The organism is Mesorhizobium sp. WSM4830 (assembly GCF_055811495.1).
Map to the genome: position 1 here is coordinate 170806 of NZ_JBVVQI010000012.1, position 24827 is coordinate 195632.

A 24827-nucleotide genomic window follows, 5' to 3' on the forward strand; every position below is an offset into this window, starting at 1 on the left:
CGAAGCCATGACCATCCATTCGATAGGCGCGAAAGCGGCGGTGAAATCGGCGGAGGTGCGCGTTGCCGGATATGACTGGCGGAAGCTGACCGATGAGCTGAGCAGCTACGGTTGCGCGGTGATGGAAAAGCTGCTGACGCCGCAGGAGTGCCGGCATATCGCCGGACTTTATCCGGACGAGAGCCATTTCCGCAGCCATGTCCAGATGGCGCGGCATGGCTTCGGCAAGGGCGAGTATCGCTATTTCCGCTATCCCTTGCCCGATCTGATCGGCGGCTTGCGCACCGCGCTCTATCCGCGCCTGGCCGCGGTCGCCAACGACTGGAACGAGCGCATGGGTATCGCGCAGCGCTATCCCGACGAACACGCCGCGTTCCTCAGGCAATGCCACGAGCAGGGCCAGACGCGGCCGACGCCGCTCCTGCTGCAATATGTCCCCGGCGACTTCAACTGCCTGCACCAGGATCTCTACGGCGATCTTGCCTTCCCGCTGCAGGTGGCGATCCTGTTGTCCGAACCGGGCAAGGATTTCACGGGTGGCGAGTTCGTGCTGACCGAGCAGCGTCCGCGCATGCAGAGCCGCGTCGAGGTGGTGCCGCTGCGCCAGGGCGATGCGGTCGCCTTCGCGGTTCACAATCGTCCGGTCCAGGGCAGCAAGGGCAATTACCGCGTCAATCTCAGGCACGGCGTCAGCCGGCTTCGCTCCGGCATGCGCCACACCGTCGGCATCATCTTCCACGACGCCAAATAGCCGAGCCGCTCGGCCCGGCGACGATTACCTGGAAAAATCGCTGCGCACGATGCCGTGGCGCTGGAGCTTGTCGTAGAAGGTCTTGCGCGGAATCCCCAACGCTTCGATCGTGCGCCTGACGTCGCCCTCGTTGCGGCCAAGCGCCTCGCGGATGATGTCGGCCTCGTAGCGCTCCAGCCGCTCCGGCAGCTTCATGGCGGCGTTCGATTGGGTCGGGGCAGGGGCTTCGGCGCCTTCCTCCAATCCAAGCACGAACCGCTCGGCGAAATGCGCCAGTTCGCGCACATTGCCCGGCCAGTCATGATCGCTGAGATGGCGATGCACCGTCGCCGGCACTGCCGGCACCTGGCGGTGGAAGCGGGCGGCGGCGCGCTCGGCGAAATAGAAGAACAGAAGGGCGATATCGTCGCGGCGCTCGCGCAGCGGCGGGATCGAGATCGTCACGACGTTGAGCCGGTAGTAGAGGTCCTCGCGGAAAGCGCCGCGCTGGAGCGGATCGCCGAGGTCGACCTTGGCGGCGGCGACGACGCGCAGATCCACCGGCCGCACCTCGTTGGTGCCGAGCGGGGTGACCTCGCGCATCTCCAGCACACGCAGCATCTGCACCTGTGTCGAGACCGGCATGCTTTCGATCTCGTCGAGGAACAGCGTGCCGCCGCTGGCGTGCTCGATGCGGCCGATCCGTTTCTTCTGCGCGCCGGTGAAGGCGCCGGCCTCATGGCCGAACAACTCGCTCTCGATGACCGTCTCCGGCAGCGTGCCGCAATTCAGCGCGACGAAATTGCCCTTGGCGCGGCGGCTCCAGCGATGCAGAAGGCTTGCCACCACTTCCTTGCCGGAGCCGGTCTCGCCGGTGACCAGCACGTCGACATCGGTATCGGCGATCTGGCGTAGTGTACGGCGCAGCCTGTCCATGGCCGGTGTCTGGCCGATCAGCGGCAGGCTGTCCTGCGCCTCTCCGGCCGCCTCGCGCAAGGCGCGGTTCTCCATCACCAGGCGGCGCTTTTCCGCTGCCCGGCGCACGCTCTGCACCAGCCGGTCGGCGGCGAAAGGTTTGGTGATGAAGTCGTAGGCGCCATCCTTGATCGCCTTGACGGCCATGGCGATGTCGCCGTGGCCGGTGACGAGGATGACGGGAATGTCGGCATCCAGCCGCAGGATGCGGTTGAAAAGTTGCAACCCGTCAATCTGAGGCATGCGGATATCCGACACCACGACGCCGGCAAAACCGGCGTCGAGCCTGGCCAGCGCCTCGGCCGCCACCGCAAAGGCCGAGACCGAGAAGCCGGCAAGCTCCAGCGTCTGCGCGGTGGCCTTGAGGAGATCGCGGTCGTCGTCGATCAGGACCACCGGCGCGGCATTGTCGTTCGTCATGATGGCTTACGCTGCTGTCTGGAGATGAATGGTGAAGCGGGTGCCGCCGTCGTCGCTCGAAACCTCGATGCGACCGCCATAATCGGCGACGATATCCTTTGAGATGACGAGACCAAGGCCAAGGCCTTTTTCCTTGGAGGTGTTGAACGGCGTGAACAGCGATTTGAGAATCCCTGGCGGAATGCCAGGTCCGTTATCGGACACGCCGACCGTCACGCCGTCCGCGGTCTCTTCGACCGATACCTGCACATGAGCGTCGGCGCGGCCGTCGAGTGCTTCGAGCGCGTTCTGGAAGAGGTTGATCAGCACCTGTTCGAGCCGCACCCGATTGCCCATGACCTTGAGGGCACGCGGCGGCAGGTCGATGGCCAATGCGTCGAGCCGGCCGGCAAAGCGGCTTCTCAACAGCATGACGGCCCCCTCGATGACACCCCGCAGTTCGACAGGCTCGGCGGCGGTGCGGCCCTTGCGGGCAAATGCCTTCAACTCCTCGGTGATCGAGCCGATGCGTTCGGTAAGGGCTGCGATGGCGCCGAGGTTTTCCTCGGCCGGCCCGGTCTGCTTGCGGTCGAGGAAGGTGCGGGCGTTGTCGGCATAGGCGCGGATGGTGGCGACCGGCTGGTTGATCTCATGGGCGACACCTGCGGCGACCTGGCCGAGGATGGCGAGGCGGTTGGCCTGGACCAGATCCTGCTGCACGATCTGGAGCTTGGCTTCCGTGCTGCGGTGGTCTGATATCTCGGCCTGCAGCCGGTCGCGGGCGCGGCTCAGATCATCGGTGCGTTCGACGACGCGGCGTTCGAGTTCGGTGCGGGCCGCCTGTTCGGCGGCAATCCGCATCTGCGCCGACTGTCGGCGCCACAACAGATACGCGGCAAAGCCGAGCAGCGGGACGACGACGCCTAACGCAAGAAGCCGCATTTCGCGGACGGCAGCGGCGATTGGCGCTTCAGCCGGGATCAGATAGTCGAGCCGCCAGGGGGTCGAAGGGACCGGCGTGGAAAGGTTGAGATACTGCGCGTCGCTGCCGCCGGGCGTCACCGCGTGGACGACCGACACATCCGGGCTGAGCGCCTGCAGGTGCATGATCGGCAACGGCACAAGCGGCGCGTCGCCGAACTGTTGGCTGTCGCGAATTGCGGCTTGCTTGGGTGCGGCCAGCGGCGCGGTTGTCATGAACCGCCAGGACGGTACGCTGGTGATCAGGACGACGCCGTTCTCGTCGCTGACATAGGCGGGGCGGTTCGCCTCGCGCCAGTCGGCTTCGAGCTGGTCGAACTCCATCTTGACGACGACGACGCCGAGCGGTGCGGCTGCATCGCCGACGCGCCGCGAAATGTAGAGGCCGGGACGCTTGCTGACATTGCCGAGCGCAAAATACTCGGCGGTTCCGGCCTGCATCGCGCCAGAGAAATAATCGCGAAAACGGTAGTCGTTGCCGACGAAGCTGATCGGCTCGTGCCAGTTGCTGGAGGCGATCGCCAGTCCATCGGTGCCGACGACATAGAGTACCGACGCCTTGGTGCCGGAGACCAGCCCCTCGAGCTTGCGGTTCAGCACATCGATTGCCGCGGCATTTTTTTGCGATAGCGCGTCACGCACTTGCTGGTCTGCAGACAAAAGCAGGGGTAGGGCGCGCGGGCTTTCGAGCACGGCGCGCAGCAGCGCGACCTTCAGATTGGCGTCGGTACGCCCCTGCGCCGCCAAGGTCTCGACCTCGGTCTTGCGGCCGTAGAGGCCGGCGCCGTAGAGCGCTGCCGTGACGATCAGCAGGGCGACGGCCGCAAACAGCAGCCAGGCTCGCCGCGCCCGCCTGGCGAGTTGCTCGGGCGTCGAAGACAAGGCACCGGCGGGGCGTTGCAGCATCGCCCATTTGTGCATGAACTCGCACAAAACACAATTCGACCTATGCGGAGATTCGCACTTGTCTATGCGTCCAGCACTGCGGACGCTTGCGAATATTCAACAAAATCAATGATGAAAAGCTCTTCTGCGTATCTGGCACGGCTGTTGCAAACACGAATTCGGCAGTCGCGAGGCTGCTGGTCAAAACAACTGCCCCGGGGAGTCGAGCTTTCGATCGGGGCGCCATGGAGGACGTCATGCAGACAGCAATCGCTGCCGCCGAGCCGCGCGGCAAAGTACCCTTATACCGGCATCTTTATGTGCAGGTGCTGGCGGCGATCGCCGCCGGTGTGCTGCTCGGCCATTTCTATCCCGAAACCGGCGAGGCGATGAAGCCGTTCGGCGATGCCTTCATCAAGCTGGTGAAGATGGTGATCGCGCCGGTGATCTTCCTGACGGTGGCGACCGGCATAGCCGGCGTTTCCGACCTGCAGAAGGTCGGCCGCGTCGCCGGCAAGGCGATGATCTATTTCCTGGTGTTCTCGACGCTGGCGCTGGTCGTCGGCCTGGTCGTCTCCAATGTCGTCCAGCCCGGCGCCGGCATGCATATCAATCCGGCGACGCTCGATACCACCAAGGTGGCGGCCTATGCCGAGAAGGCGCACGACACAACCATCGTCGGCTTCCTGATGAACATCATCCCCGACACCATCACCGGCGCCTTCGCGCAGGGCGACATTTTGCAGGTGCTGTTCTTCTCGGTGCTGTTCGGCGTCGCCCTGGCACTGGTCGGCGATCGCGGCCGTCCGGTCGTCGATTTCCTGCAGGCGCTGACCACGCCGATCTTCCGCCTCGTCGCCATCCTGATGAAGGCCGCGCCGATCGGCGCGTTTGGCGCGATGGCCTTCACCATCGGCAAATACGGCATCGGCTCGATCGCCAACCTCGCCATGCTGATCGGCACGTTCTACCTGACCGCGCTGCTGTTCGTGCTGGTGGTGCTCGGCGCGGTCGCCCGCTACAATGGCTTCTCGATCCTGGCGCTGATCCGCTACATCAAGGAAGAGCTGCTGCTGGTGCTCGGCACCTCGTCCTCGGAAGCGGCATTGCCGGGCCTGATGGCCAAGATGGAGCGCGCCGGCTGCAACCGCTCGGTGGTCGGCCTGGTCATCCCGACCGGCTATTCCTTCAATCTGGACGGCACCAACATCTACATGACGCTAGCGGCGCTGTTCATCGCGCAGGCGACCGACACGCCGCTCACCTACGGCGACCAGATCCTGCTGCTCGCCGTCGCCATGCTGAGCTCCAAGGGTGCCGCCGGCATCACCGGCGCCGGCTTTATCACCCTGGCGGCGACGCTCTCGGTCGTACCCACCGTGCCGGTCGCGGGCATGGCGCTGATCCTCGGCGTCGACCGCTTCATGTCGGAATGCCGGGCGCTGACCAACTTCATCGGCAATGCCGTGGCGACAGTGGTGGTGGCGCGCTGGGAGGGGGAACTCGACCAGACGAAGTTTGCCGCCGCCATGGCCGGCGACTTGCCGGAGGAAGTCGACCTATCGCTGCCGGGTTTGCAGGCCGCCTGACTGTTTAGGCCACATGGCTTTAAGCCCGGAGGCGGTTCGCCGGCTCCGGGCAAAAGCACCGGCGGTCGTGGCATGCCGCCTGAAACGCAACCTGAAGTGGCCCTGTTTTCGACGCGGGGCTTGTTCCAGCCGCATTTGAAGGCCAGTATCCGCCATGCCTTCAAGGCACCCGTCCGCTTCGCTCCCGACCTGATCGCGAGGCGAGACATTTCCGTCGGGCTCGGTTGAATCTCATCCTTGCCGAAATCGTCGGAGCTTTTGCTGCCGCCGACCCCTGACCATGGCAGCAGCCTCGAAGGCAATGGCGGCCTCAGTACGAAGTCGCAAAGCGAAACGTGACCGGTCTCCTCGTGGAAAGCGCAGGCTTTCTCCCAGGGAACTCGTTCCGTGCCAAGAGGGCGCTTGAAGAGGGGGCGGCCCATGAGGGCCTTTGCCGAACCAAAGCAAGATGCGAGGTCAAACGCGATGCAGTCTGTCCAAAACAGGATTCCGGTATCCATCATCATCCCGAACTACAACTACGCGCGGTTCCTCAAACGCAGCATCGACAGCGCCCTCGAGCAGGACTACGCGGATGTTGAAGTCATCGTGGTCGACGATGCATCGCAGGACAATTCCACGACAATCATGGAATCCTATCGCGACGAGATCCTCGCCTGCCCGCGAGCGCAAAATGGCGGACACGCGGCGGCGTTCAACACCGGCTTTGCGGCGAGCTCGGGCAAGATCGTCCTGTTCCTCGACGCCGACGATTATCTTTATCCGACCGCTGTCTCCACCATCGTCGAGACCTGGGACGAGGCAACTGCCCAGGTGCAGTCCAGACTGCATATCGTCGACGAAAGGCAACGCATCAAGGATGTCTTTCCGCCACCCGAACTGCCCTTCGACAGCGGTGACGTCATGCCGAAACTCCTGCACAAGGGCCGCTATCAGACGACCGTGACCAGCGGGCTCGCCTTCGACCGCGCAACGCTGGAATCGATCATGCCGATCCCGGAGCCGGAGTTCCGCCAGGGCGCCGACGGCTATCTGGCAACGCTGGCGCCGATGTACGGGCATGTCCAATCGATCGACGAATGCCTCGGCGCCTACCGGATCCACGGCGCCAACCATTCAGTCTTCGGTGAAAAGCTCGCCGAGCGGGCACGCTGGCGGGTAACTCACGATTTCCGCCGCATGCAGGCGCTGTCGGACCAGGCCTCCGGGATCGGCCTGACCATCGTGCCGTCGGATGCCGTGCGCCACGATCCGGTCCACCTGGAAGAGCGGCTGGCGTCGCTTTGCGCGGACAGAGACCGACATCCCGTGGCCGACGATTCCCGGCTGGCGCTCGGGGCGGCCGGCGCGGTCGCCAGCCTCGAAATGACCGCATCCCTGCGGCGGCGCGCAATCCTTGCCGCGTGGTTCCTGTCGGTCGGGGTGTTGCCGCGGAAAATGGCCACCGCGGTGCTGATGTGGAAGCTTGATGCGTCGTCGAGGCCGGCATTTTTGAGCCGCCTGTCCAAGAGAATCCGCCACGCGATGGGATAGTGAGCGGCACTGTGACATAGCTCCGCCTGGTTTTGGGCCGATACTCCCCAGCCTCCAGCGGACGCGATCATCGCCTCTGACAGACCCGGACCATTCTGTAAATTATTTGCTTACACCTGCTTGACCAGCGTAAGCAATATGCTTACATGTGGTATGATCAAGTCGTTCAAGCACAAGGCGCTGGCGGACCTCTTTCAAACCGGAAAGACCGGGAAGATCGACGCCAAGATGCATAAGCGCATCCTTGTCCGGCTTGACCGCTTGGAAGTCTCGGAAAGGCCTGATGACATGGACCTGCCCGGCTTCGACTTCCACGCTTTGAAGGGCTTCAACCCGACCCGCTACACGGTGCATGTCAACGGGCCGTGGTGCATCACATTCGAATTCGACGCCAATGATGCTGCCCGCGTCGATTTCGAACAGTACCATTGAGACGGCTTAGATTGGAGAAATCGATTATGAGCGTGTATGAACCGATGCGTCCGATGGAGCGCTGCCCATCCCACCCCGGGGCGTTGCTCGACGACATTATCCCGGCAACCGGCAAGACCAAGGTGGAAATCGCCAATCTGCTCGGAATCTCGCGCCAGCAGCTTTACGATATTATCCGCGAAAAGAAGCCGGTGTCGCCGGCTGTCGCGGCGCGCCTTGGAAAGATGTTCGGCGACGGCGCCGCGATCTGGCTCAGGATGCAGGCCGCTTACGATGCGTGGCACGCTGAGCGCGAGGTCGACGTCAGCGCCATTCCAAGGCTCCATGCTGCCTGAGATGCAATAGATCCGCCGAACCACCGAGGCTCTCACAAATCGATCACGGCCCCCGCTGCCGGGATCGGCCCTCCGGTTCGACGGCTCGCTCGACCAGGACGTGCGCCTCCCGCGCGGCCTCGACGAACGCGTCCCTGGCGGCTTCGGTCCAGCGGTCGTCGCTCATGGCGCGGCGGCATGTGCGCAGTGCCAAGCCGTGTTTGGCGCTGCCGGCGTCACGCCAGTGGGCCTCCAGTAATTCGACAGCCTGCCGTGCGTTGGAAATGTTGCGGATATCTCCCACGATGCCGACCGCAACCGCAACCGGCTTGGAAAACCATCCTTGGTTCATGGCGAAGCCTTCGACGTGTTGAACTACCTATAACGAGAATCGTAGCGCAAGGTTTCATTCGCGCCAGTCACCACGGCGTGAGGCGGCCCTCACTGTGCCGCGCGCAGCCTGACCACGAGGCTGCGCGCCACAAGCACCAGCACGGTGATGACGATCAGGATCACCGAGAGTGCGGCGATCGCCGGGTCGATGTTGTCGCGCAGGCCCATCCACATCAAGCGCGGCAGCGTGATGGCGTTGACCGAGGTGATGAACAGGGTGACGCCGATCTCTTCCCAGGACAGCACGAAGGAGAGCAGTGCCGCGGTGACGATGCCGAACTTGATGTTGGGCATGATGATGCGGGTGGCGCGCTCCCACACTGTGGCGCCGAGGCCGCGGGCGGCGAGATCGATGCGGCGGTCGAGCTGGCTGAGCGACACCAGGATCAGCACCGTGGCAAAAGGCACCGTCATCACCGCATGTGCCATGGCGACACCCAGCCAGGTGTCATAGCCGAAGAACGACGAGAACCCCGAGATCGAGGTCAGCAGGAAATAGAGCGTGATTGCCGATACCACCGGCGGCACCACCATCGGCAGCAGCACGAAGCCGACCAATACTGCCGTGAAGCGCGGCTGGAACATCCAGACGCCGAGGCTGAAGCAGAGTGCCAGCACCGTGGAAAAGGCGCTGCTGACGACGCCGATCCTGATCGAGAGCAGGATCGAATTGATCCAGCGCGGATCCTCGATCAGCGCCCGGTAATGGCGCAGCGACAGTTCACCGGACGGCATCGCCAGCATGCGGCTCGGCGTCAGCGACACCGGAATGACGGCGAGCAGCGGCAGCAGCAGGAACAGCGCGACCAGGGCGGCGAGGATCAGCGAGATGGGACCGGGGCGGTAGGTCGGCATCGCGCTACACCAGTTGCTTTGGTCTGATATAGCGGAACAGCAGCGCCATCAGCGCGCCGACGAACAGCACCAGCACCACGCTGATCGCAGCACCCAGGCCCCAGTCCGGGCTCTGGAAGATGCGGAGATAGATCAGCTCGGCGATCATCACGCTGCGGCCGCCGCCAAGGATCGCCGGCGTGACGAAGAAGCCCAGCGAAAAGACGAAAACGATCAGCGCCGAGCCGATGATGCCGGAGCGGGTCATCGGCACGAACACCGACCAGAAGGTGCGCATGCGGCTGGAACCGAGGCCGCGCGCCGCCAGCAGCACACGGTCGTCGAGGCTGCGCATCGAAGAGGCCAGCGGAAACACCGCGAAGGGGATGAGGAAATGCGTCATGCCAACGATGACGCCAAACTCGTTGCGCACCAGCGCCAGCGGCTCCGAGATGAAGCCGACCGCCTGCAGCCAGGTGTTGATCAGGCCGCGATTGGACAAAAGCGCCACCCAGCCGAAGGCGCGCGTCAGCACAGAGATCCAGAACGGCACCAGGATGCAGAACTCGGCCACGACACGCTGCACGGGCGTGCCGCGCACCCAGACAACGGTGATGGCGTAGGCGGCGGCAACTGAAACGATCGTCACGATCGCCGCGATGCGCAGCGTGCGGATGAAGACCGACTGCACCAACTGATCCGTGAGCAGCGCATTGTACTGCCCCAGCCCCGTCGTGGGCAGCGTAAAACTCCATTTGACCACGCCAAGGAATGGCCAGGCGTAGGCTAGCGCAAGAAAGAGGAGCAGCGGCGCCATCAACAGCGCCGCGCCCATCCTGTCGGAGAGGTATGCTCTCATCCGGTTATCCCGGCTTGTCAGGCGGAGATGATCTTCGTGTATTCGTCGAGTGCCGCCCCGTAGTTCTTGGCGTACCAATCCATGTCGAGCGGGATCTGCTTCTTCATGTTCTCGGGATCGACGGGGTTGATGCGCTTCTTGTCGGCAGGGATCAGCGCGTCGGCGGCCGGATTGGCCGGACCCTGGCCGAGCTTCTCGAACATGATGAGTTCCTTCTCCGGGTCCTGCGTGCTGGCGATGAACTTCATCGCCGCATCCTTGCCGCCGGGATTGCCCTTGAGCACGGCGAGCGCGCCGGGCGAGATCAGGCCCTGGTCCCAGATGAACTTGATCTTGCCGCCGGAATCCTGCTCGATAAGCGAAGCCCGGGTCGACCAGACGATCGCCATCGACGCCTCGCCATTGAGCAGCACGCTCTGGCTTTCGGCGCCGCCACCCCAATAGGCGACGACGTTCTCCTTGAAGGCGGCGATCTTGTCATGCGCGCGCTTGAGGTCGAGCGGGTAGAGCGAGGCCGGCGCGACGCCATCGGCAAGCAGTGCCGCTTCCCAGCTCGACACGCCCCATTTGTAGAGCGAGCGCTTGCCGGGGAATTTTGCCACGTCGAAGAAGTCGGCCATGCCGGTCGGCGCCTGGCTGCCGTATTTCTCGGCATCGTAGGCGATGACGTAGGAGAAGAAATAGGTCGAGGCGGCGTATTCCCAGCCAAATCCCGGCCGCATCTTCTTCTTGTCGACGATCGAATAATCGATCGGTTCGAGCATGCCTTGCGCACCGAGCGTGATGGCCGAGAACGGATCGACGTCGACCAGGTCCCAGGTCGGCGCGCCGCTCTTGAACTGCGCCGCGATTGCGCCTTCGGTCGGGCCAGAGCCGTCCATCTTGACGGTGATGCCGGTCTCCTTGGTGAAGGCCTGGCCGTAAGCCGCGTCATAGGCGGTAATGGCGTCGCCGCCCCAGTTGACCAGCACCAGTTCCTTTGCCGCGGCAAAGGCGCCGGTCGAGCGCAGCAGCATCGGCGTGCCGGCCAGCACCATTGCGGCCAGCTGCGTGAACTGCCGGCGCGAGATCTCGCCGCGCACTGCCCTGGCGGACAGCGCCTCGATGGAATTTTTCTTGGTGTCGTTTGTCATGTTAGTTCCCCTTTTTTGTCGTTGGCATTTCCTGAAAGTCAGCTTGGCGAATTCGCCACGCCGATCGTCATTGTCCTCCGTCCGGAAGGAGGAAACCCTTTTCCGCCGGCCAGGTCAGCCAGACGGAATTGCCCTTGCTGAGCGCAGAGGCGGCGACCTCGTTCGGCACCGAAACCGTCACCTTGGCGCCTTGACGCGTGGTGAGATCGAGCCGCGTCGCAGCGCCAAGATAGGTCGAGGCAACGGCAGTGGCGGCAATGCCGTTCTCGCCCGCGGCCGCTTCCGGCGCGATCGACATGTATTCGGGCCGGATCGCCAGGATGGCGTCGCCACGGACCTTCTCGGCCTTGCAGCGCATGCTGATCGCGCGGTCTTCGCAGACGCCCGTCGAGCCATTGTCGGCCGGGCGCACGCCCTTCAGCGGCAGCATGTTGATCTCGCCCAGGAACTCAGCGACGAAGCGGTTGTCCGGCCGGTCGTAGACCTCGTCCGGCGCGCCGACCTGCAGCAATTTTCCATGGTTGAAGATGGCGACGCGCGACGACAATGCCAGCGCCTCGCTCTGGTCATGGGTGACAAAGACGAAGGTGGTGCCGGTCTCCTGGTGCAGCCGCTTCATCTCGGCCTGCATCTGGCCGCGCAGGCCCTTGTCGAGCGCCGAAAACGGCTCGTCGAGCAAAAGCACACCAGGCTCGAAGACCAGTGCCCGCGCCAGGGCCACGCGCTGCTGCTGGCCGCCGGACAATTGCGACGGCAGTTTCTTCTCGTGGCCCTTGAGCCCGACGCGCTCGATCATTTCGCCGACGCGGCGCTTGATCTCAGCCGCCGATTTCTTGCGCACCTTGAGTGGGAAGGCGATGTTGGCCTCGACGCTCATATGCGGGAACAGCGCGTAGCCCTGGAACACCATGCCGGCGGCGCGCTGCTCGGCCGGCCGCTCGGTGATGTCGACGCCGTCGCTGTAAAGGCGACCGTCGGTCGGCTGAATGAAGCCGGCAAGGATCATCAGGAAGGTGGTCTTGCCGGAACCGGAGGGGCCGAGCAGGGTGAGGAACTCGCCACGGCCGATATCGAGCGTCAGATCGTCCAGCGCACGGAACGAGCCGAAGCTCTTGCCGATCCCGATTGCCTTGATCTCTGCGGCCCGGCCGGGTTGCTGCATCCTGCCCTTTCCTTAGCGTAGGCGAAATCGTAGGCAGGGCGGCGGCTCACCGCAACCGAATAGTTTTCGCCTGATCGGCAAATTTGATTCATCTATGCCCCAATCTTCCCCCTCCGGGGGGAGATTAACGCTGGTTCTCCGACAGCTTCGACCTCAGCCACCGCCCAAACGCCTCCAGCACCGGATGCGTCGCCTTGGCGTGCTCGGAAACCAGAAAATAGGAGCGCGGTGAATTGATCGCGATGTCGAAGGGGCGCACCAGCCGGCCTTCGCTCAGTGCCCGGCCGCTGGTCAGCTCGTCGCCCATGGCGATGCCCTGGCCGGCGATCGCCGCCGAAAAGACCAGGTTCATGTCGGAAAAGAAGATGCCGCCTTCCGGGTCGGGGTTCTCGACCTTGGACAGCGCCAGCCAGCGCGCCCAGTCCTCGGTGTCACCGAGATGCAGGAGATTGGCGCGTAGCACGTCTGCGGGCTTGGAGAAGCCGCCGATCTTGTTGAGCAGCGTCGGGCTGCACAGCGGCGTGAAGGAGATTTCGCACAACAGCTCGACCGCGCGGTTGGGCCAGTTGCCGACGCCAAAGGCGATAAAGGCGTCGGCCTCGGCATTGCTGACGTCATCGAGGCGGCGCGGCGTCAGGATGCGGAGCGCGACATCGGGATACATCTGCCGGAATTCGCCAATGTGCGTGCACAGGAAAAGCGAGGCGAAGCCAGGAGTGCAACTGACACTAAACGAGCCGCCGACGCCGCTGCCGGCATGGCGCGTCACCGCGTCGCCCAGCACCGTCAGCGCCTTGCGCACATCGCTGGCATAGCGCTGGCCGCGCGGCGTCAGTGCCACGCCCTTGCCGATGCGCTCGAGCAGGTCGAAGCCGAGATCGCGTTCGAGCAGGCGAAGCTGATGGCTGACGGCGCTGCGGGTCAAATGCAGTTCGTCGGCGGCGCGCCAGACGCTGCCGTGGCGGGCAAAACTGTCGAGGGCGCGCAGCGCTTGAGTGGAGGGAATTCGCAAGAGGTGAACCGAATTTGCATGAGCCGGAAAAACATATCACTTTTTGGCGAGACGCTTCACTGCTTTCTTTGACGGATGGAGATACCGGTGACCTCGGCGCAAGCGACCGCGCTTGCCTGTCTGGACGACATCCAGCCGTCGCTATCGGCGTGGACGCGGACCATCTTCGACTTCGGCGAGACCGCCTGGCGCGAATACCAGTCGGCGGCCTGGTATGTGGAGCATCTGAAACACGAAGGCTTTTCGGTCGAGGAAGGCTCGGGCGGCATGCCGACCGCCTTCTGCGCCCACTGGACCAACGGGACCGGCCCGACGATCGGCTTGTATGCTGAATACGATGCGGTGCCGGGCAATTGCCAGGATGCGGCGACGGTGAAGCGACCGCGTCCGGGCCTTGGCGAACAGGCCGGCGGCCACACCGATCCGCATTCCGGCCTCGGCATTGCCAGCCTCGGCGGGCTGCTGGCGACCAAGGCGGCGATGCAGCGCCACGGCATATCAGGCACGCTGCGCTTCACCGGCGAGCCGGCGGAGAAGGTGCGGGGATCGAAGCCGATCCATGCCGCGAAGGGCTATTACGATGGGCTGGCAGGCATGATCTCCTTCCATCCCTTCTACATGCTGCCGCTCTGCAACACGGCGCGCTGGGACACGCATTGCGGGGCCGCCTATGCGATGATCTACCGCTTTGTGTGCGACGAACCCGAAAATTGGGTTCGCGCAAGCGATGCAGCGCCCATTCCGCAGGCGCATTCGGCGGTGCGTGCGCCCGGCGCCAACGACGCGCTCATGATGATGTATATGGCCTCCAAGGCGCTGCGCGATTCCATGCTGCCGCATCAGGGCGGCTGGTCGATCAGCGAGGCGATCCTGACGGCGGGCCAGGCGACCGCCGACAATCTGCCGGCCGGGCTGGCCGAGATCCAGTACATGATCCGCGCGCCGACGCTGGCGATGGCCGAACAGGTCACCGCCGTGCTCGACCGCAATGCGGAAGCCGCAGCCAGGATGAGCGGCTGCCGCCACGAGCGGCACTGGGTGTCGAAGTCGCGGCCGGGGCTGGCCAATCACGTCATGGCCGGCATTGCCTTCGACGCGCTGGCGGCGGTCGGGCCGCCGCATTGGGACGAGACGGCCAAGGCGATCGCCCGCGAAATCCAGGTCAATGCCGGCGGCGAGGCGACCGAAGAACCATTCATCGACGAACTGGAGCGGCTGATTGCGCCGCAGGCGGCCGAGGCGCTGCTGCGCCGCGACCTGCCGCCATCGCAGCTCAATTCGACCTCCGACGATTACACCGACATGTCGTGGCACGCGCCGACGGCGCGGTTCTACGTCGCCCGGCCGGCGCTGCGGTCCGAGAACGGCCACGCTTTTCCGTCCTGGGCGATGAATGCGCTGGGCGGCATTTCTGCCACGATCGACCCGATGGTCACCTGCGCAGCAAAGACCATCGCGCTCGCCGCACTTCGCCTGTTGGAAGACGAGGCCGCGCGCAAGGCGGCGATGGACGAATTCGTCGCCCGCACCGGCGGCGGGATCGGCGGCACGAGCTGGATTGCGCCGCTCTGCGACTACGAGCCGCCGATTGGATTTCGCTGGCCGGAATATGTCACCACCCCGCGCGGACGGGACTGGTGGATACCAGGCAACCAAGCCGCATGATCTACCAAGCCGCCCCCTTCACGAGGAGAACCCTATGACCGTCCATGACCGCATCGTCGCCGAGCCGTTTTCGCTGCAGCGCCGCAACCCGGCCGGTGGCACCAAGCCGCTGACCGCCTGGGGCTTTGCCAACGAGACCGACGTGCTGACCGACGTGCTGCTCGGCTCGCCGAATTTCCTGCGCCATCTCTCGACCAGCTCGCTGTCGCGAAAACATCTGCGCGAGGCGCCTTGCAACGTCCAGATCGCGCAGGCACAGCACAAGGACCTCGCCGCCGCCTACGAGCATTTCGGCGTCAACATCCACTGGCACGAGCCGACGCCGGAGCTGCCGATGCAGGTCTATTCGCGCGATTCCAGCGTCATGACGCCCTACGGCGCCATCATCACCGCCATGGCCCAGTGGTGGCGGCGCGGCGAGAACTACGCCGCGATCCGCACTTATGAAAAGCTCGGCATCCCGATCTACGACATGGTCACCGCCGGCACCTTCGAAGGCGGCGACTTCAATGTCATCGAGGATGGCGTGGTGCTGATCGGCTGCGGCGGCGCCCGCACGCAGGAGGAGGGCGCCCGCCAGGTGCAGGCCTGGTTCGACAAGGAGGGCTGGGAGACCCGCATCGCCTTCATCGACGAATATTACGTCCATATCGACCTGATGGTGGTGCCGATCGCCGAAAAACTGACCGCCGTCTGCGTTGACTGTACGGAGCCGGGCATCGTCGACTGGCTCAAAGGCAAGGGCCACGAGATCATCGACGTGCCGTTCCAGGACACGATGGCGCTCGGCTGCAACTTCATGTCGCTGGGCAAGGATCGGGTGATCGCGCCGACGTCCAGCCAGACGCTGATCGGCCAGCTCAAGGCGCGCGGCTTCGAGGTGGCGGCCATCGATATGAGCGAAATCTCGAAGACCGGGGGCGGCATCCACTGCATGGCGCAGGCGCTGAAGCGCGAGCCGGCCTGAGAGGCCGCCTTTAGCCCGGCCGCTTCCGCGAGGGGGCCATTGTCAGGAAGGTCGATCCCGCCTGGCTCGCGGAACGCGCCTACAGCACGATGAGCTTTCCCTTGCGCAGACGCTTGGCGCAACGATAGGCGAGATCGGCGGCGACCATGTCTTCCATCGCAATGCCCATCGCCTTGTAGGTGGTGATTTGTTGATTGGAAACACGACCCGGCGCGCGGTCGAGCAGCATGGCGCCAAGCTCGGTGCCGAAATCCGGGTCGAAGCCGGCAAGCTCGCAAGAACCGACCGGGGTCGGTTTGAACGCATCCTTGGTTTCGACAAAAAGACTGGATTTGGCGATGAGCTCGATCGGCATTTCACCGCCGGGCGGCGCCACCCCGACCGACGAGACATGCGTGCCCGGCTGGACCCAGCCTGGGTCGATCACCGGCTGGTAGGAGTGGGTCGCCAGGCACACCACGTCGGAACTGCGCACCGCCGCCTCGAGATCGGCGACCGCCACCACCGACGGATGCAGCCGGGCAAGCGCTGCCGCATCGTCGAAGCTCTTCGAAGCGACCCGGATTTCGGCAAAGTCGCGCACCAGCGGCAACAGATGCAGGTGCTGGTTGGCCTGCACGCCGGCGCCGACCACTGTCGCTATCCTGGCATCCCGGCGGGCAAGCGCGCGCACCGACAGCACGGCGGACCCGGAGGTTCGCGCCGCGGTTATGAAGGTGCCGTCCATGATGCAGACCGGCAGGCCGTACAGCGGATCGAACAGGCTGATGGTGGCAAGGTGGCTGGGCAGGTTCTTGGCTAGATTGCCTTCGAAGACATTGACGATCTTGACGGTCAGGTTCATGCCCTCCATCCAGGCCGGCATGGCGAGGCTGTAGCCGGCTCCGGGGATGTCGAGCTGTGGCCGGGGTGGATTGACGACCTTACCTTGTGACAGCGCCTTGAAGCCGTCTTCCAGAACATCGAGAAGCTGGCTGAGGTCGATGCACGCCATCACGTCGGCTTCGCTCAGTACCAGGATCTCGGTCGCTCCCTTGCTGATTTCCGCCGCACTCTTGCCAGCTGGGCTGAACGCTTCCTTGGTCATCCTGCACTCCTTTTGTTCGTCGAAATCGGCTCACCACGTTTGCTTTGTGGGTGAGGTAAACGCAGGCTATTGCGAGGCATAATGTGATGAAATACGTTGATTTTGGCATCTCTGCGTGAAATCAACACACAAACCCCTGAGATAGCGTGGATTGTGAAATGGGCGATCTCGACCAGATAGACCGCAGCCTGCTCAGGCTGCTGCAGGAGGACGGGCGCCGGACGACGCTTGATCTGGCCGGGCGTATCGGGCTGTCGCCGACCGGAACCAGCCAGCGGGTGAAGCGCCTGTTCCGCGACGGGTTCATCACCGCGGTCAGGGCTATGCTCGATCCGCGCAAGGTCGGCAGGGGAACGCTGGTGTTCATCGAGGTCCGGCTTGACCACACGGCGCCGCATGTCTTTGACCGCTTTGCCGAAGCCGTGGCGAAAGCTCCGGAGGTTCTGGAGTGCCATATGGTGGTTGGCGGTTTCGATTATCTGGTCAAGGCGCGGATCGCTGAAATGGCGGTGTTCCAGGATTTCCTGCAGCGGATTATTCTGCCTCTGCCCGGCGTGCGCGAAACACACACTTTCGCCTCCATCGCCGATGTCAAGCCGAATGCCCTCTTACCGGTGTGATCAGATGGAGGAGGGGAATGCTGTTCAGGGCGACCTTGAACGCATCTTCGCCACCTTATTGCTCCCCCTGGCGCGCCTTCCGGTGCAGAGATGCCGGAGACCGGCTCTAGCCTTGCAGGGTCAGCAGGTTCGCGTCGCGCGCGAGCCGCCACTCACCATCCGCCTCCTTGCGCAGGAGCGTCAGTGCATATCCCGATCTATGGAGCGGCTCGCCATTCGGCGGGGTCGCGGTCATGTCGATGTGGCTGCGGATGAAGGCCCAATTGCCGAGAAGCTGTAGTTCCACGATATCGCTCGTGCCGTCGATATGAACGCCGGCCGTCTCCCGCGCGGCTGCCGCGAAGATCTCCTTGTCGAAGGGTTCCCGGCCGGGAACCATGAAGATCGCGTCGTCCGTCATCAAACTGAGGACGGTCGCGATGTCTCCACGCCTACTCGCATCCATCCACGTCTCGACCAGCTTTCGGATTGCTTTTTCGTCGCCCGTCATCCGTTACCTCCCTGGCATTGCGTCGTCATCGATAGCGCACGGCGCTCCTCCCTCGCCGAAACATAGGGCTTGGATCGCTCTCGTCATCGATTGCGGTGAGTCGCGCGGCGTGGGCATGGTCCGCGAAACGGTAGGTTCGCGCGTCCATGCTACCGCCAGCCGCCCGAGGCGGTGATGCGCTCGCCGGTCAGCCATGACGCTTCGTCGGAGGCGAGGAACACCGCGACGCGGGCGACGTCTTCGGGCAGGCCGAAGCGGCCGAGCGGGGTCATGGCGATAATCTGCTTCTCGAATTCGCTGCCGACGATGCCAATGCGCGCGAGGCCTTCGGTGTCGACGCCGCCGGGCGCGATGGCGTTGACGCGGATGTTGCGGGCGCCGAGCTCCCGCGACATCGACAGCGTGATCGTGTCCACGGCACCCTTGGTGGCGGCATAGACGAGCGAGTTCGGCTGCGGATTGCGGCTGGCAACCGAGCTTATGTTGATGATGCTGCCGCCGCCCGGGCCAAAATGGCTCACTGCTTCTTGCGTGGTCAGAATGATGCCCAACACATTGGTGTCGAACTCACGGTGGAACTCGGCCTCGGTCACCGCTTCCAGGCGCTCGAATGCGAAGACGCCGGCATTGTTGACCAGTATGTCGAGCCCGCCAAACGCCGATTTTGCCGCCTCGAACAGGCGGCGCACGTCGGCCGATTGCGATACGTCGCCCTGGACGGCGACGGCGCGGCCGCCACGGTTCTCGATCTCGGCGACGAGGCGGTCGGCGCCTTCCCGTGACGAGGCGTAGTTGACCACCACCGCGGCACCGGCCGTGGCAAGACCCTTGGCAATGGCGGCGCCGATACCCTTTGACGCGCCGGTGACGATGGCGACCTTGCCGTTCAGCTTGCTCATCAATCTCTCCTTTGTCGACGATGATCGGTATTTAATGATGATTAAAAGGCGTATTAGGATCATCATGATCCATTCTTTCGTGCCTGGAATTCGGGAATGACCACCATTCTCGAAAAGACCGCCGGTCTCGTCGCCTTCGTCCGCACCGTCGAAGCCGGCTCGTTCCATGCCGCCAGCCGGCTGGTCGGCTCCAGCCCCTCGGCGGTGTCGAAAAGCGTGGCGCGGCTCGAGCGCCGACTAGGCGTCAGGCTGATCCAGCGCTCGACGCGCCGGGTCGGGCTGACCAGCGAAGGCCTCGCCTATTACGAGCGGGTGGCGCCGCTGCTCCGGGCGCTGGACGATGCCGAGGACATCGTCCAGATGGCCGATACGGCGCGCGGCCTGTTGCGCGTCACAGCGCCGGTCGAACTCGGGCGCGGCCTGATCGCGGCATGGGCGCAGGCGTTCCTTGCGCAGCACGACGCAGTCAAACTGGAGCTCAGTGTCACCGATCGTCACGCCGACCTGATCCGCGAAGGCTATGACGTTGCGGTGCGCATGGGGCCGCTCGCAGACACCGGGCTCGTCGCGCGCAAGATTGCCAATCTGCCGATCGTGCTGGTGGCCTCGTCGGCCTATGTCGCACGGCGCGGCTGTCCGGCTTCGATCGAGGATCTGGCGAACCATGACTTCATCCGTTACCAGATGGCGGGCCGGCCTTATCCGGTCACGTTTGCCGACGATACGATGATCGTGCCGGATGGCCGGTTAGACACCGACGACGGCGGCGCCATTCGCAACGCAGCACTTGCCGGCGCCGGCATCGCGCATCTGATGCGGTTTGCCGTGCAGGACGATCTCGACACGGGCCGCCTGGTCCGCATCCTGCCCGAAGTGGCGATGCCAACCATGCCGGTGCACATCGTCCATGCCTACGGGCGGCAGCTGCCGGTCCGGGCACGGCTGTTCGTCGACTTCCTGGCGGGCCAGATGGTGGCGCTGATGCGATAGGGCAGACGCGGTCTGGGCAAGCACCCAGGTTTTGGCAGAGACCAACCGTGCCGGCCGGTGCGAACCACCTTACCGGAAGCTAGAAGGTGATCTTCACTGAATCGGCGCTGCGGCTGGCCGGGCCGTGGTGGACGGCCTCGATGTTGTTGCCGTCGGGGTCGAGCAGGAAGGCGGCATAGTAACCGGGATGGTAGTGCTGCCGCTCGCCCGGCGCGCCATTGTCGGTGCCGCCCGCCTCAAGCCCGGCCTTGTAGAAGGCATCGACCATCGCACGGTCCTTTGCCTGGAAGGCTAGGTGATGGCGCCCGGTCAGCTTTCCCAGGGCCGCCGGGCTGTCGGGGCTGGAAATGAACAGCTCATCGGCCCAGAAATAATCATCGCCGGCGCCACCGATCGGTATGCCGAGCACATTGAGAACTGCCTCGTAGAAACGCCGGCTGGCCTTGAGATCCCTGACCACCAGCTGGACGTGGTCGATGAGACGGCCGCGATGAAGTTCCTGATTTGCCATGCTTGACAGCTCCTGATCGCCGCTTGGAAATCTAGCTTCGAACGGTGCGCGGTCAATCCAGAAGCCGTGGAATGGCCAGCAAAGCCGTGGAATGGCGCCATCGCACCGACTGGATAAAAAATGCAACCGGATTGTCGGATTCAAAAGTTGTCCAACGTCCTTCGGACGCAAGCGGCTCGGCGAAGCTCGAAAAGGTCGTGCCGTATCAACGCTTCCGGCATGGGAGAAAATTGAAATGAGCCTTCCCTATCGTTGGGTCATCGTCGCGGCTGGCGCGCTGATGACCTGTGTCGCCCTCGGGGCGATGTTCTCGCTGGCGATCTTCCTCGAACCGATGGCACTCGACACACAATGGTCGCGTGCCGGCATATCGAGCGCGATGACGCTGAACTTCCTGGTAATGGGCCTCGGCGGCTTCGCCTGGGGCGCCATTTACGACCGCTTCGGCGCCCGCATCGTCGTCATGACCGGCGCCGTGCTGCTCGGCCTGGCGCTGGTCCTGGCCAGCCGCACCGGCTCGCTGCTCGTTTTCCAGTTGGCCTACGGCGTGCTCGTCGGCCTCGCGGCAAGCGCCTTCTTCGCGCCGATGATCGCGCTCACATCCGCCTGGTTCGACACGAACCGCAGCCTCGCCGTCTCGCTGGTCTCGGCCGGCATGGGCGTGGCGCCAATGACCATCTCGCCCTTCGCCCGCTGGCTGATTTCGGCCTACGACTGGCGTACCGCAATGTTCGATATCGGCATAACGGCGTGGGTGCTGCTACTGCCGGCCGCGCTTCTTGTGCGCCAACCGCCCAAGCCCGCTGCCGACGGCGCTGCCCCAAGCGTTGCCGCCGAGGGCGCCGGCATGACGGTTCCGCAGGCGCTGCGCTCGCCTCAATTCATCGTGTTGGGACTGACCTTCTTTGCCTGCTGCGCAGCGCATTCGGGGCCGATCTTCCATATGGTGAGCTATGCCATGCTGTGCGGCATAGCGCCGATGGCGGCGGTCAGCATCTACAGCATCGAGGGCCTGGCAGGGCTGGGTGGCCGGCTGCTTTACGGCGTGCTTGCCGATCGGCTGGGCGTCAAACCGGTGCTGATCACCGGGCTGGCCATACAGGCCGTGGTCATCGCAGCCTATCTGGCGGTCAGCGAGCTTGGTCAATTCTACACGCTCGCTGTCATCTTCGGCGCCACCTATGGCGGCGTCATGCCGCTCTATGCGGTGCTGGCGCGCGAATATTTTGGCCAGCGCATCCTCGGCACGGTGTTCGGTGCCGTAACCATGCTGTCCAGCCTCGGCATGGCTTTCGGCCCGCTCGCCGGCGGCATGGTGTTCGATGCCTATGCCAGCTATTCCTGGTTGTTCATCGGCTCGGCCCTTGTCGGGCTTGGCGCGATGGCGATTGCGATCGCCTTCCCGCCGCTGCCGCGCCGGGAGTTGCAACCGGCTTAAAGCAGGATCGACGGAAAAGGGCGGCCGCTTGGATGGCAAGCGGCCGCGATCCAAAATAGCTGGCGCGTTTCGCGGGAGCGGTCTGGCCAGTGCTCGGTTCGATATTCTGAAAGAAGAATTGCTATGCTTGCAGGGCCACCACCTCGGCGCCGTCAAGCGTGTAGCGCGCATAGCGGAAATCGCGAATTCTCGCCAATCTGTCGTCCGCCCATTCCAGCAGGATAAAGTATCTTAGCCCTCCGGCTGAGTCATCCGGATCGATCACCAGAATGGCTGGTCGCCGATCCACCAGGCCTGGAAGCAGCCGCCAGTCGTGGATACTCGCGTAATTGTGGAAGTACCGGCCCACTTTCGTGCGACCACTCGCCCGCAGCCGGTTGACGAGATCAAGCCGCACGTCTTCGGCCAGCATGTCGCGGATCGCATCGAAGTCGCGGGCGTTGAACCGCTCTACATAGGCTGCCAGACGCGCCCGCTCGGGCTCGGCCAACAACGGCACGGGCCGATCGTCAGGCTCGCGGGCGACTTCGCGCAGGCGCAGACGGCCGCGATGAAGCGCGGCCTTCACCGCCGGAACGCTGCTGTCGATTATGTTGCCGATTTCTTCGAGCGTATAGCCGAGCACATCCATGAGGATGACGCTGCTACGCTGCGCTGCCGGCAGGCGCATGAAGGTCCGCAGGCTTGCGGCTGCAGTGTGCCGGCCCTCGGCCGACATGCCGGGGTCAGGTATCGTGTCGATATCCTCGAGGGCATGCGCGGCATCCACCCTGGCGCGACGGCGCAGGTGGTCGAGCGCTGCGTTGTGCGCGATGCGGAACAGCCAGCCCTCGACATTGGCTATCGGCCCGGTCCCGGGGAACGCCTCGAGCGCCTTCACCGTAGCTTCCTGGACGACATCCTCGGCATCGATCACCGAACCGGTCATGCGGGCGCAATAACGGTGCAGTTTCGGCCGCAATTCGCCGAGCAGCCGGTCAAATGGCTCCCGTCCTTCTGGCGTGCCGATTGCGGATCCGGTCATCGCACAAGGGTTGATTTCATGCGTGTCTCCCAGGCAGAGGCGCCCGCCATCGGGGGCAGCGTCCTATAGACGCTCGACGATGGCAAAAGGATTCGGTCGAAAAAACTTTCTTTGGCTGGAATCCTTTGGTGGTGCCTCCGCGTCACTGGATCACGGGCCCGCGAGACTGGCGGGCCATCTGTTCAAGCCGGAGGCGTCATCATCATGAGCAAGCAAAGTGCGGCATCAACGAAGGTCTGGGTTCTCGCCCTCACGTCGATAGGCTCCTTGATGGTCGTTCTCGATGCGATGGTCGTGGCAACGGCATTGAGCACGATGCGGGTCGAGCTCGATGCCTCGCTGGAGACGCTGCAATGGACGATGAACGCCTATAATTTGAGCTTTGCCGTCCTGCTTATGACCGGGGCGGCGCTCGGTGACAGGTTCGGCCGACGCCGCATCTTCATCGCCGGATTGGCGCTGTTCGTCGCAGCGTCGGTTGCCTGCGCGCTCGCCGGAAATGCCGGATTGCTGATTGCGGCCCGTGCGGTTCAGGGCGCGGGTGCTGCAATGGTCATGCCGCTGGCTATGGCGCTGCTGAGCGTCGCTTTCCCCCCGGAGGAACGAGGCAAGGCGCTGGGTATCTTCAGCAGCATCACCGGCCTGGCCCTGATCATCGGCCCGATGGCGGGCGGTGCGATCTCCGAAGGCCTCTCCTGGCACTGGATCTTCTGGCTCAATGTCCCGGTCGGCATCGTTCTCATGCCGCTGGTGCTGCGTCGGATTCCGGAGAGCCACGGGCCGGGCACGGCTATCGATGTCCTCGGCGTCGTGCTGGTAACTGCGGCGGCATTTGGAGTGGTCTGGGGTCTGATGCGCGGCAACATCGTGGGCTGGAGCAGCTCTGAAGTGCTGTCGGCGCTGACGGCCGGGCTGCTTCTCGCCATCGCATTCGTCGTTTGGCAGCTGCGTACCCGTGAGCCCATGCTGCCTTTGCGGTTTTTTCGGGCGCGCGCATTCTCCTCGGGCGTAGGGGCGAACTTCCTGCTCTGCGCCGCCATGTACGGCCTCGTATTCCTGTTGCCGCAGTTTCTGCAGTTTGCCCAGAGCCGTGGGCCGCTCGGCGCCGGCATGGGATTGCTGCCCTGGACCGCCACGCTTTTCGTGGTCGCACCGATCGCCGGCAGCCTGATCAACCGCGTCGGCGAGCGCTGGCTTGTCGTGGCCGGGTTGATCCTGCAGGCAGCCGGAATGGCTTGGCTGGCGCAGATCGCAGCACCTGATCTGCCCTATATCCAGCTAGTCGCCCCGCTGATCATTACCGGTGCCGGCGTGTCGATGGCGATGCCTGCCGCGCAGAATGCGGTCCTCAATGCGGTCTCGCGGCCGGAAGTCGGCAAGGCTGCCGGCACATTCAACACATTCCGTTTTCTGGGCGGCGTATCTGGGATCGCCATCGCCGGTGCGGTGTTCGCCGGGACCGGAAGCTTCGCGTCCACCGACGCGTTCAGTGATGGCTTTACCTCGGCAATCGACGTCTCAGCTCTGCTCTCGCTCGCCGGCGCGCTCGTCGGAATGGGGCTCCCGGAGCGTCGCACAGTGGCGCTTGCGAACGCGAGCAAGGAGGCGTAACTCGGAGGCAGGAAGCTCGCGCTTCGATGGGTGCCGCAAAGCGGGGTTCCCCGCTTCAACACGCCTCCTGCTGCCCGGCGGATGCAAGGGTGCCGCTCGCCACGAGGCCGCACAGCTGGTCGGCGCTCAGGTGCCTGGCGGATCCATCATAGGCCACGCCTCCGAGGCTGAGAATCACGATCCTGTCGGCCAGCACCCGCACCGTGAAGAGATGATGCGTGACGGGGATGACGCCGGTGCCGCTGGCGGCGATCGAATGGATCAGCTTCACGCGTTCCCCCGACGGTGGCGAAT

26 protein-coding genes are annotated in these 24827 nt (G+C 64.2%); 12 read left to right on the forward strand and 14 right to left on the reverse strand.

All coding sequences use genetic code 11. The features are described from left to right. Nucleotides 1-7: 7 nt before the first annotated feature. Complete coding sequence (locus tag AC0L2Y_RS17430; protein WP_473558103.1) at nt 8-751, forward strand: 2OG-Fe(II) oxygenase; 744 nt, start codon at nt 8-10, stop codon at nt 749-751. A gap of 24 nt (nt 752-775) precedes the next feature. Here AC0L2Y_RS17430 and AC0L2Y_RS17435 read toward each other — a convergent pair whose 3' ends face one another. Together AC0L2Y_RS17435 and AC0L2Y_RS17440 are read right to left on the reverse strand one after the other, a co-directional pair. Continuing rightward, on the reverse strand, nt 776-2125 hold the full coding sequence (locus AC0L2Y_RS17435; protein ID WP_473558105.1) for a sigma-54-dependent transcriptional regulator: 1350 nt from the start codon (nt 2123-2125) through the stop codon (nt 776-778). Between the two features lie 6 nt (nt 2126-2131). Then, nucleotides 2132-3991 carry a sensor histidine kinase gene (locus AC0L2Y_RS17440; RefSeq protein WP_473558108.1) on the reverse strand — a complete coding sequence of 620 codons (1860 nt, stop codon included), beginning with the start codon at nt 3989-3991 and terminating at the stop codon, nt 2132-2134. A gap of 236 nt (nt 3992-4227) precedes the next feature. On the opposite strand from AC0L2Y_RS17440, the gene AC0L2Y_RS17445 reads away from it, so the two are divergent. The 4 genes from AC0L2Y_RS17445 (at nt 4228) to AC0L2Y_RS17460 (ending at nt 7859) form a co-directional block, all read left to right on the forward strand. Beyond that, nucleotides 4228-5559: a dicarboxylate/amino acid:cation symporter gene (locus AC0L2Y_RS17445; protein ID WP_352489933.1), complete on the forward strand. Its 1332-nt coding sequence runs from the start codon at nt 4228-4230 to the stop codon at nt 5557-5559. A gap of 465 nt (nt 5560-6024) precedes the next feature. Continuing rightward, a complete protein-coding gene (locus AC0L2Y_RS17450) occupies nt 6025-7092 on the forward strand; it encodes a glycosyltransferase family 2 protein (protein ID WP_473558111.1) in 1068 nt (355 codons plus the stop codon). Nucleotides 7093-7245: 153 nt separating this feature from the next. Continuing rightward, nucleotides 7246-7524 carry a type II toxin-antitoxin system RelE/ParE family toxin gene (locus AC0L2Y_RS17455; protein WP_352489936.1) on the forward strand — a complete coding sequence of 93 codons (279 nt, stop codon included), beginning with the start codon at nt 7246-7248 and terminating at the stop codon, nt 7522-7524. A 26-nt stretch (nt 7525-7550) separates the two neighbouring features. Continuing rightward, the gene (locus tag AC0L2Y_RS17460; protein ID WP_352455430.1) at nt 7551-7859 is read left to right on the forward strand and encodes a HigA family addiction module antitoxin; all 309 of its coding nucleotides are present in this window, start codon (nt 7551-7553) and stop codon (nt 7857-7859) included. Between the two features lie 43 nt (nt 7860-7902). Here the strand turns inward: AC0L2Y_RS17460 and AC0L2Y_RS17465 are convergent, their stop codons facing one another. The 6 genes from AC0L2Y_RS17465 to AC0L2Y_RS17490 all read right to left on the reverse strand — a co-directional run bounded on the left by AC0L2Y_RS17465 (nt 7903) and on the right by AC0L2Y_RS17490 (nt 13231). Continuing rightward, complete coding sequence (locus tag AC0L2Y_RS17465) at nt 7903-8190, reverse strand: DUF982 domain-containing protein (RefSeq protein WP_473558114.1); 288 nt, start codon at nt 8188-8190, stop codon at nt 7903-7905. Between the two features lie 89 nt (nt 8191-8279). Beyond that, complete coding sequence (locus tag AC0L2Y_RS17470) at nt 8280-9086, reverse strand: ABC transporter permease (RefSeq protein WP_473558117.1); 807 nt, start codon at nt 9084-9086, stop codon at nt 8280-8282. Nucleotides 9087-9090: 4 nt separating this feature from the next. Continuing rightward, nucleotides 9091-9924 carry an ABC transporter permease gene (locus AC0L2Y_RS17475; RefSeq protein WP_352489939.1) on the reverse strand — a complete coding sequence of 278 codons (834 nt, stop codon included), beginning with the start codon at nt 9922-9924 and terminating at the stop codon, nt 9091-9093. 17 nt (nt 9925-9941) lie between these two features. Next, nucleotides 9942-11057: an ABC transporter substrate-binding protein gene (locus tag AC0L2Y_RS17480; RefSeq protein WP_352489940.1), complete on the reverse strand. Its 1116-nt coding sequence runs from the start codon at nt 11055-11057 to the stop codon at nt 9942-9944. A gap of 67 nt (nt 11058-11124) precedes the next feature. Then, nucleotides 11125-12219, reverse strand: a complete 1095-nt coding sequence (locus tag AC0L2Y_RS17485) for an ABC transporter ATP-binding protein (protein WP_352489941.1) — start codon at nt 12217-12219, stop codon at nt 11125-11127. A gap of 124 nt (nt 12220-12343) precedes the next feature. Continuing rightward, nucleotides 12344-13231: a LysR substrate-binding domain-containing protein gene (locus AC0L2Y_RS17490; RefSeq protein ID WP_352489942.1), complete on the reverse strand. Its 888-nt coding sequence runs from the start codon at nt 13229-13231 to the stop codon at nt 12344-12346. A gap of 75 nt (nt 13232-13306) precedes the next feature. Between AC0L2Y_RS17490 and AC0L2Y_RS17495 the strand changes: the two genes are divergently transcribed. After that, nucleotides 13307-14896 carry a zinc-binding metallopeptidase family protein gene (locus tag AC0L2Y_RS17495; protein WP_352489943.1) on the forward strand — a complete coding sequence of 530 codons (1590 nt, stop codon included), beginning with the start codon at nt 13307-13309 and terminating at the stop codon, nt 14894-14896. 34 nt (nt 14897-14930) lie between these two features. Then, a complete protein-coding gene (locus AC0L2Y_RS17500; RefSeq protein WP_352489945.1) occupies nt 14931-15863 on the forward strand; it encodes a dimethylarginine dimethylaminohydrolase family protein in 933 nt (310 codons plus the stop codon). Between the two features lie 79 nt (nt 15864-15942). Here the strand turns inward: AC0L2Y_RS17500 and AC0L2Y_RS17505 are convergent, their stop codons facing one another. Continuing rightward, nucleotides 15943-16950 (reverse strand): ornithine cyclodeaminase family protein, encoded by a 1008-nt coding sequence (locus AC0L2Y_RS17505; RefSeq protein WP_473558123.1) that lies wholly within the window; start codon nt 16948-16950, stop codon nt 15943-15945. A gap of 158 nt (nt 16951-17108) precedes the next feature. Between AC0L2Y_RS17505 and AC0L2Y_RS17510 the strand changes: the two genes are divergently transcribed. After that, on the forward strand, nt 17109-17570 hold the full coding sequence (locus AC0L2Y_RS17510; protein ID WP_352489947.1) for an Lrp/AsnC family transcriptional regulator: 462 nt from the start codon (nt 17109-17111) through the stop codon (nt 17568-17570). A gap of 106 nt (nt 17571-17676) precedes the next feature. On the opposite strand, the gene AC0L2Y_RS17515 is transcribed toward AC0L2Y_RS17510, so the two are convergent. Both AC0L2Y_RS17515 and AC0L2Y_RS17520 read right to left on the reverse strand, forming a co-directional pair. After that, the gene (locus tag AC0L2Y_RS17515) at nt 17677-18060 is read right to left on the reverse strand and encodes a YybH family protein (protein ID WP_352489948.1); all 384 of its coding nucleotides are present in this window, start codon (nt 18058-18060) and stop codon (nt 17677-17679) included. Between the two features lie 149 nt (nt 18061-18209). After that, nucleotides 18210-18959 (reverse strand): SDR family NAD(P)-dependent oxidoreductase, encoded by a 750-nt coding sequence (locus tag AC0L2Y_RS17520; RefSeq protein WP_352489949.1) that lies wholly within the window; start codon nt 18957-18959, stop codon nt 18210-18212. Nucleotides 18960-19055: 96 nt separating this feature from the next. Between AC0L2Y_RS17520 and AC0L2Y_RS17525 the strand changes: the two genes are divergently transcribed. Then, nucleotides 19056-19949 carry a LysR family transcriptional regulator gene (locus AC0L2Y_RS17525; protein ID WP_352489950.1) on the forward strand — a complete coding sequence of 298 codons (894 nt, stop codon included), beginning with the start codon at nt 19056-19058 and terminating at the stop codon, nt 19947-19949. Nucleotides 19950-20028: 79 nt separating this feature from the next. On the opposite strand, the gene AC0L2Y_RS17530 is transcribed toward AC0L2Y_RS17525, so the two are convergent. Next, nucleotides 20029-20460, reverse strand: coding sequence for a VOC family protein (locus AC0L2Y_RS17530; RefSeq protein ID WP_352489951.1), 432 nt, complete (start codon nt 20458-20460; stop codon nt 20029-20031). Nucleotides 20461-20531: 71 nt separating this feature from the next. Between AC0L2Y_RS17530 and AC0L2Y_RS17535 the strand changes: the two genes are divergently transcribed. Both AC0L2Y_RS17535 and AC0L2Y_RS17540 read left to right on the forward strand, forming a co-directional pair. Next, a complete protein-coding gene (locus tag AC0L2Y_RS17535) occupies nt 20532-20699 on the forward strand; it encodes a hypothetical protein (protein WP_352709485.1) in 168 nt (55 codons plus the stop codon). Beyond that, complete coding sequence (locus AC0L2Y_RS17540; protein WP_352451471.1) at nt 20696-21898, forward strand: MFS transporter; 1203 nt, start codon at nt 20696-20698, stop codon at nt 21896-21898. Before AC0L2Y_RS17535 ends, AC0L2Y_RS17540 begins: the two co-directional genes overlap by 4 nt. Before the next feature lie 121 nt (nt 21899-22019). Here the strand turns inward: AC0L2Y_RS17540 and AC0L2Y_RS17545 are convergent, their stop codons facing one another. After that, a complete protein-coding gene (locus AC0L2Y_RS17545; RefSeq protein WP_352489954.1) occupies nt 22020-22922 on the reverse strand; it encodes a sigma-70 family RNA polymerase sigma factor in 903 nt (300 codons plus the stop codon). A gap of 204 nt (nt 22923-23126) precedes the next feature. On the opposite strand from AC0L2Y_RS17545, the gene AC0L2Y_RS17550 reads away from it, so the two are divergent. Beyond that, entirely contained in the window at nt 23127-24533 is a 1407-nt protein-coding gene (locus AC0L2Y_RS17550; protein WP_473558130.1) for a DHA2 family efflux MFS transporter permease subunit, read from the forward strand. Nucleotides 24534-24588: 55 nt separating this feature from the next. Here AC0L2Y_RS17550 and AC0L2Y_RS17555 read toward each other — a convergent pair whose 3' ends face one another. Next, nucleotides 24589-24804: a hypothetical protein gene (locus AC0L2Y_RS17555; RefSeq protein ID WP_473558132.1), complete on the reverse strand. Its 216-nt coding sequence runs from the start codon at nt 24802-24804 to the stop codon at nt 24589-24591. Nucleotides 24805-24827 lie beyond the last annotated feature (23 nt).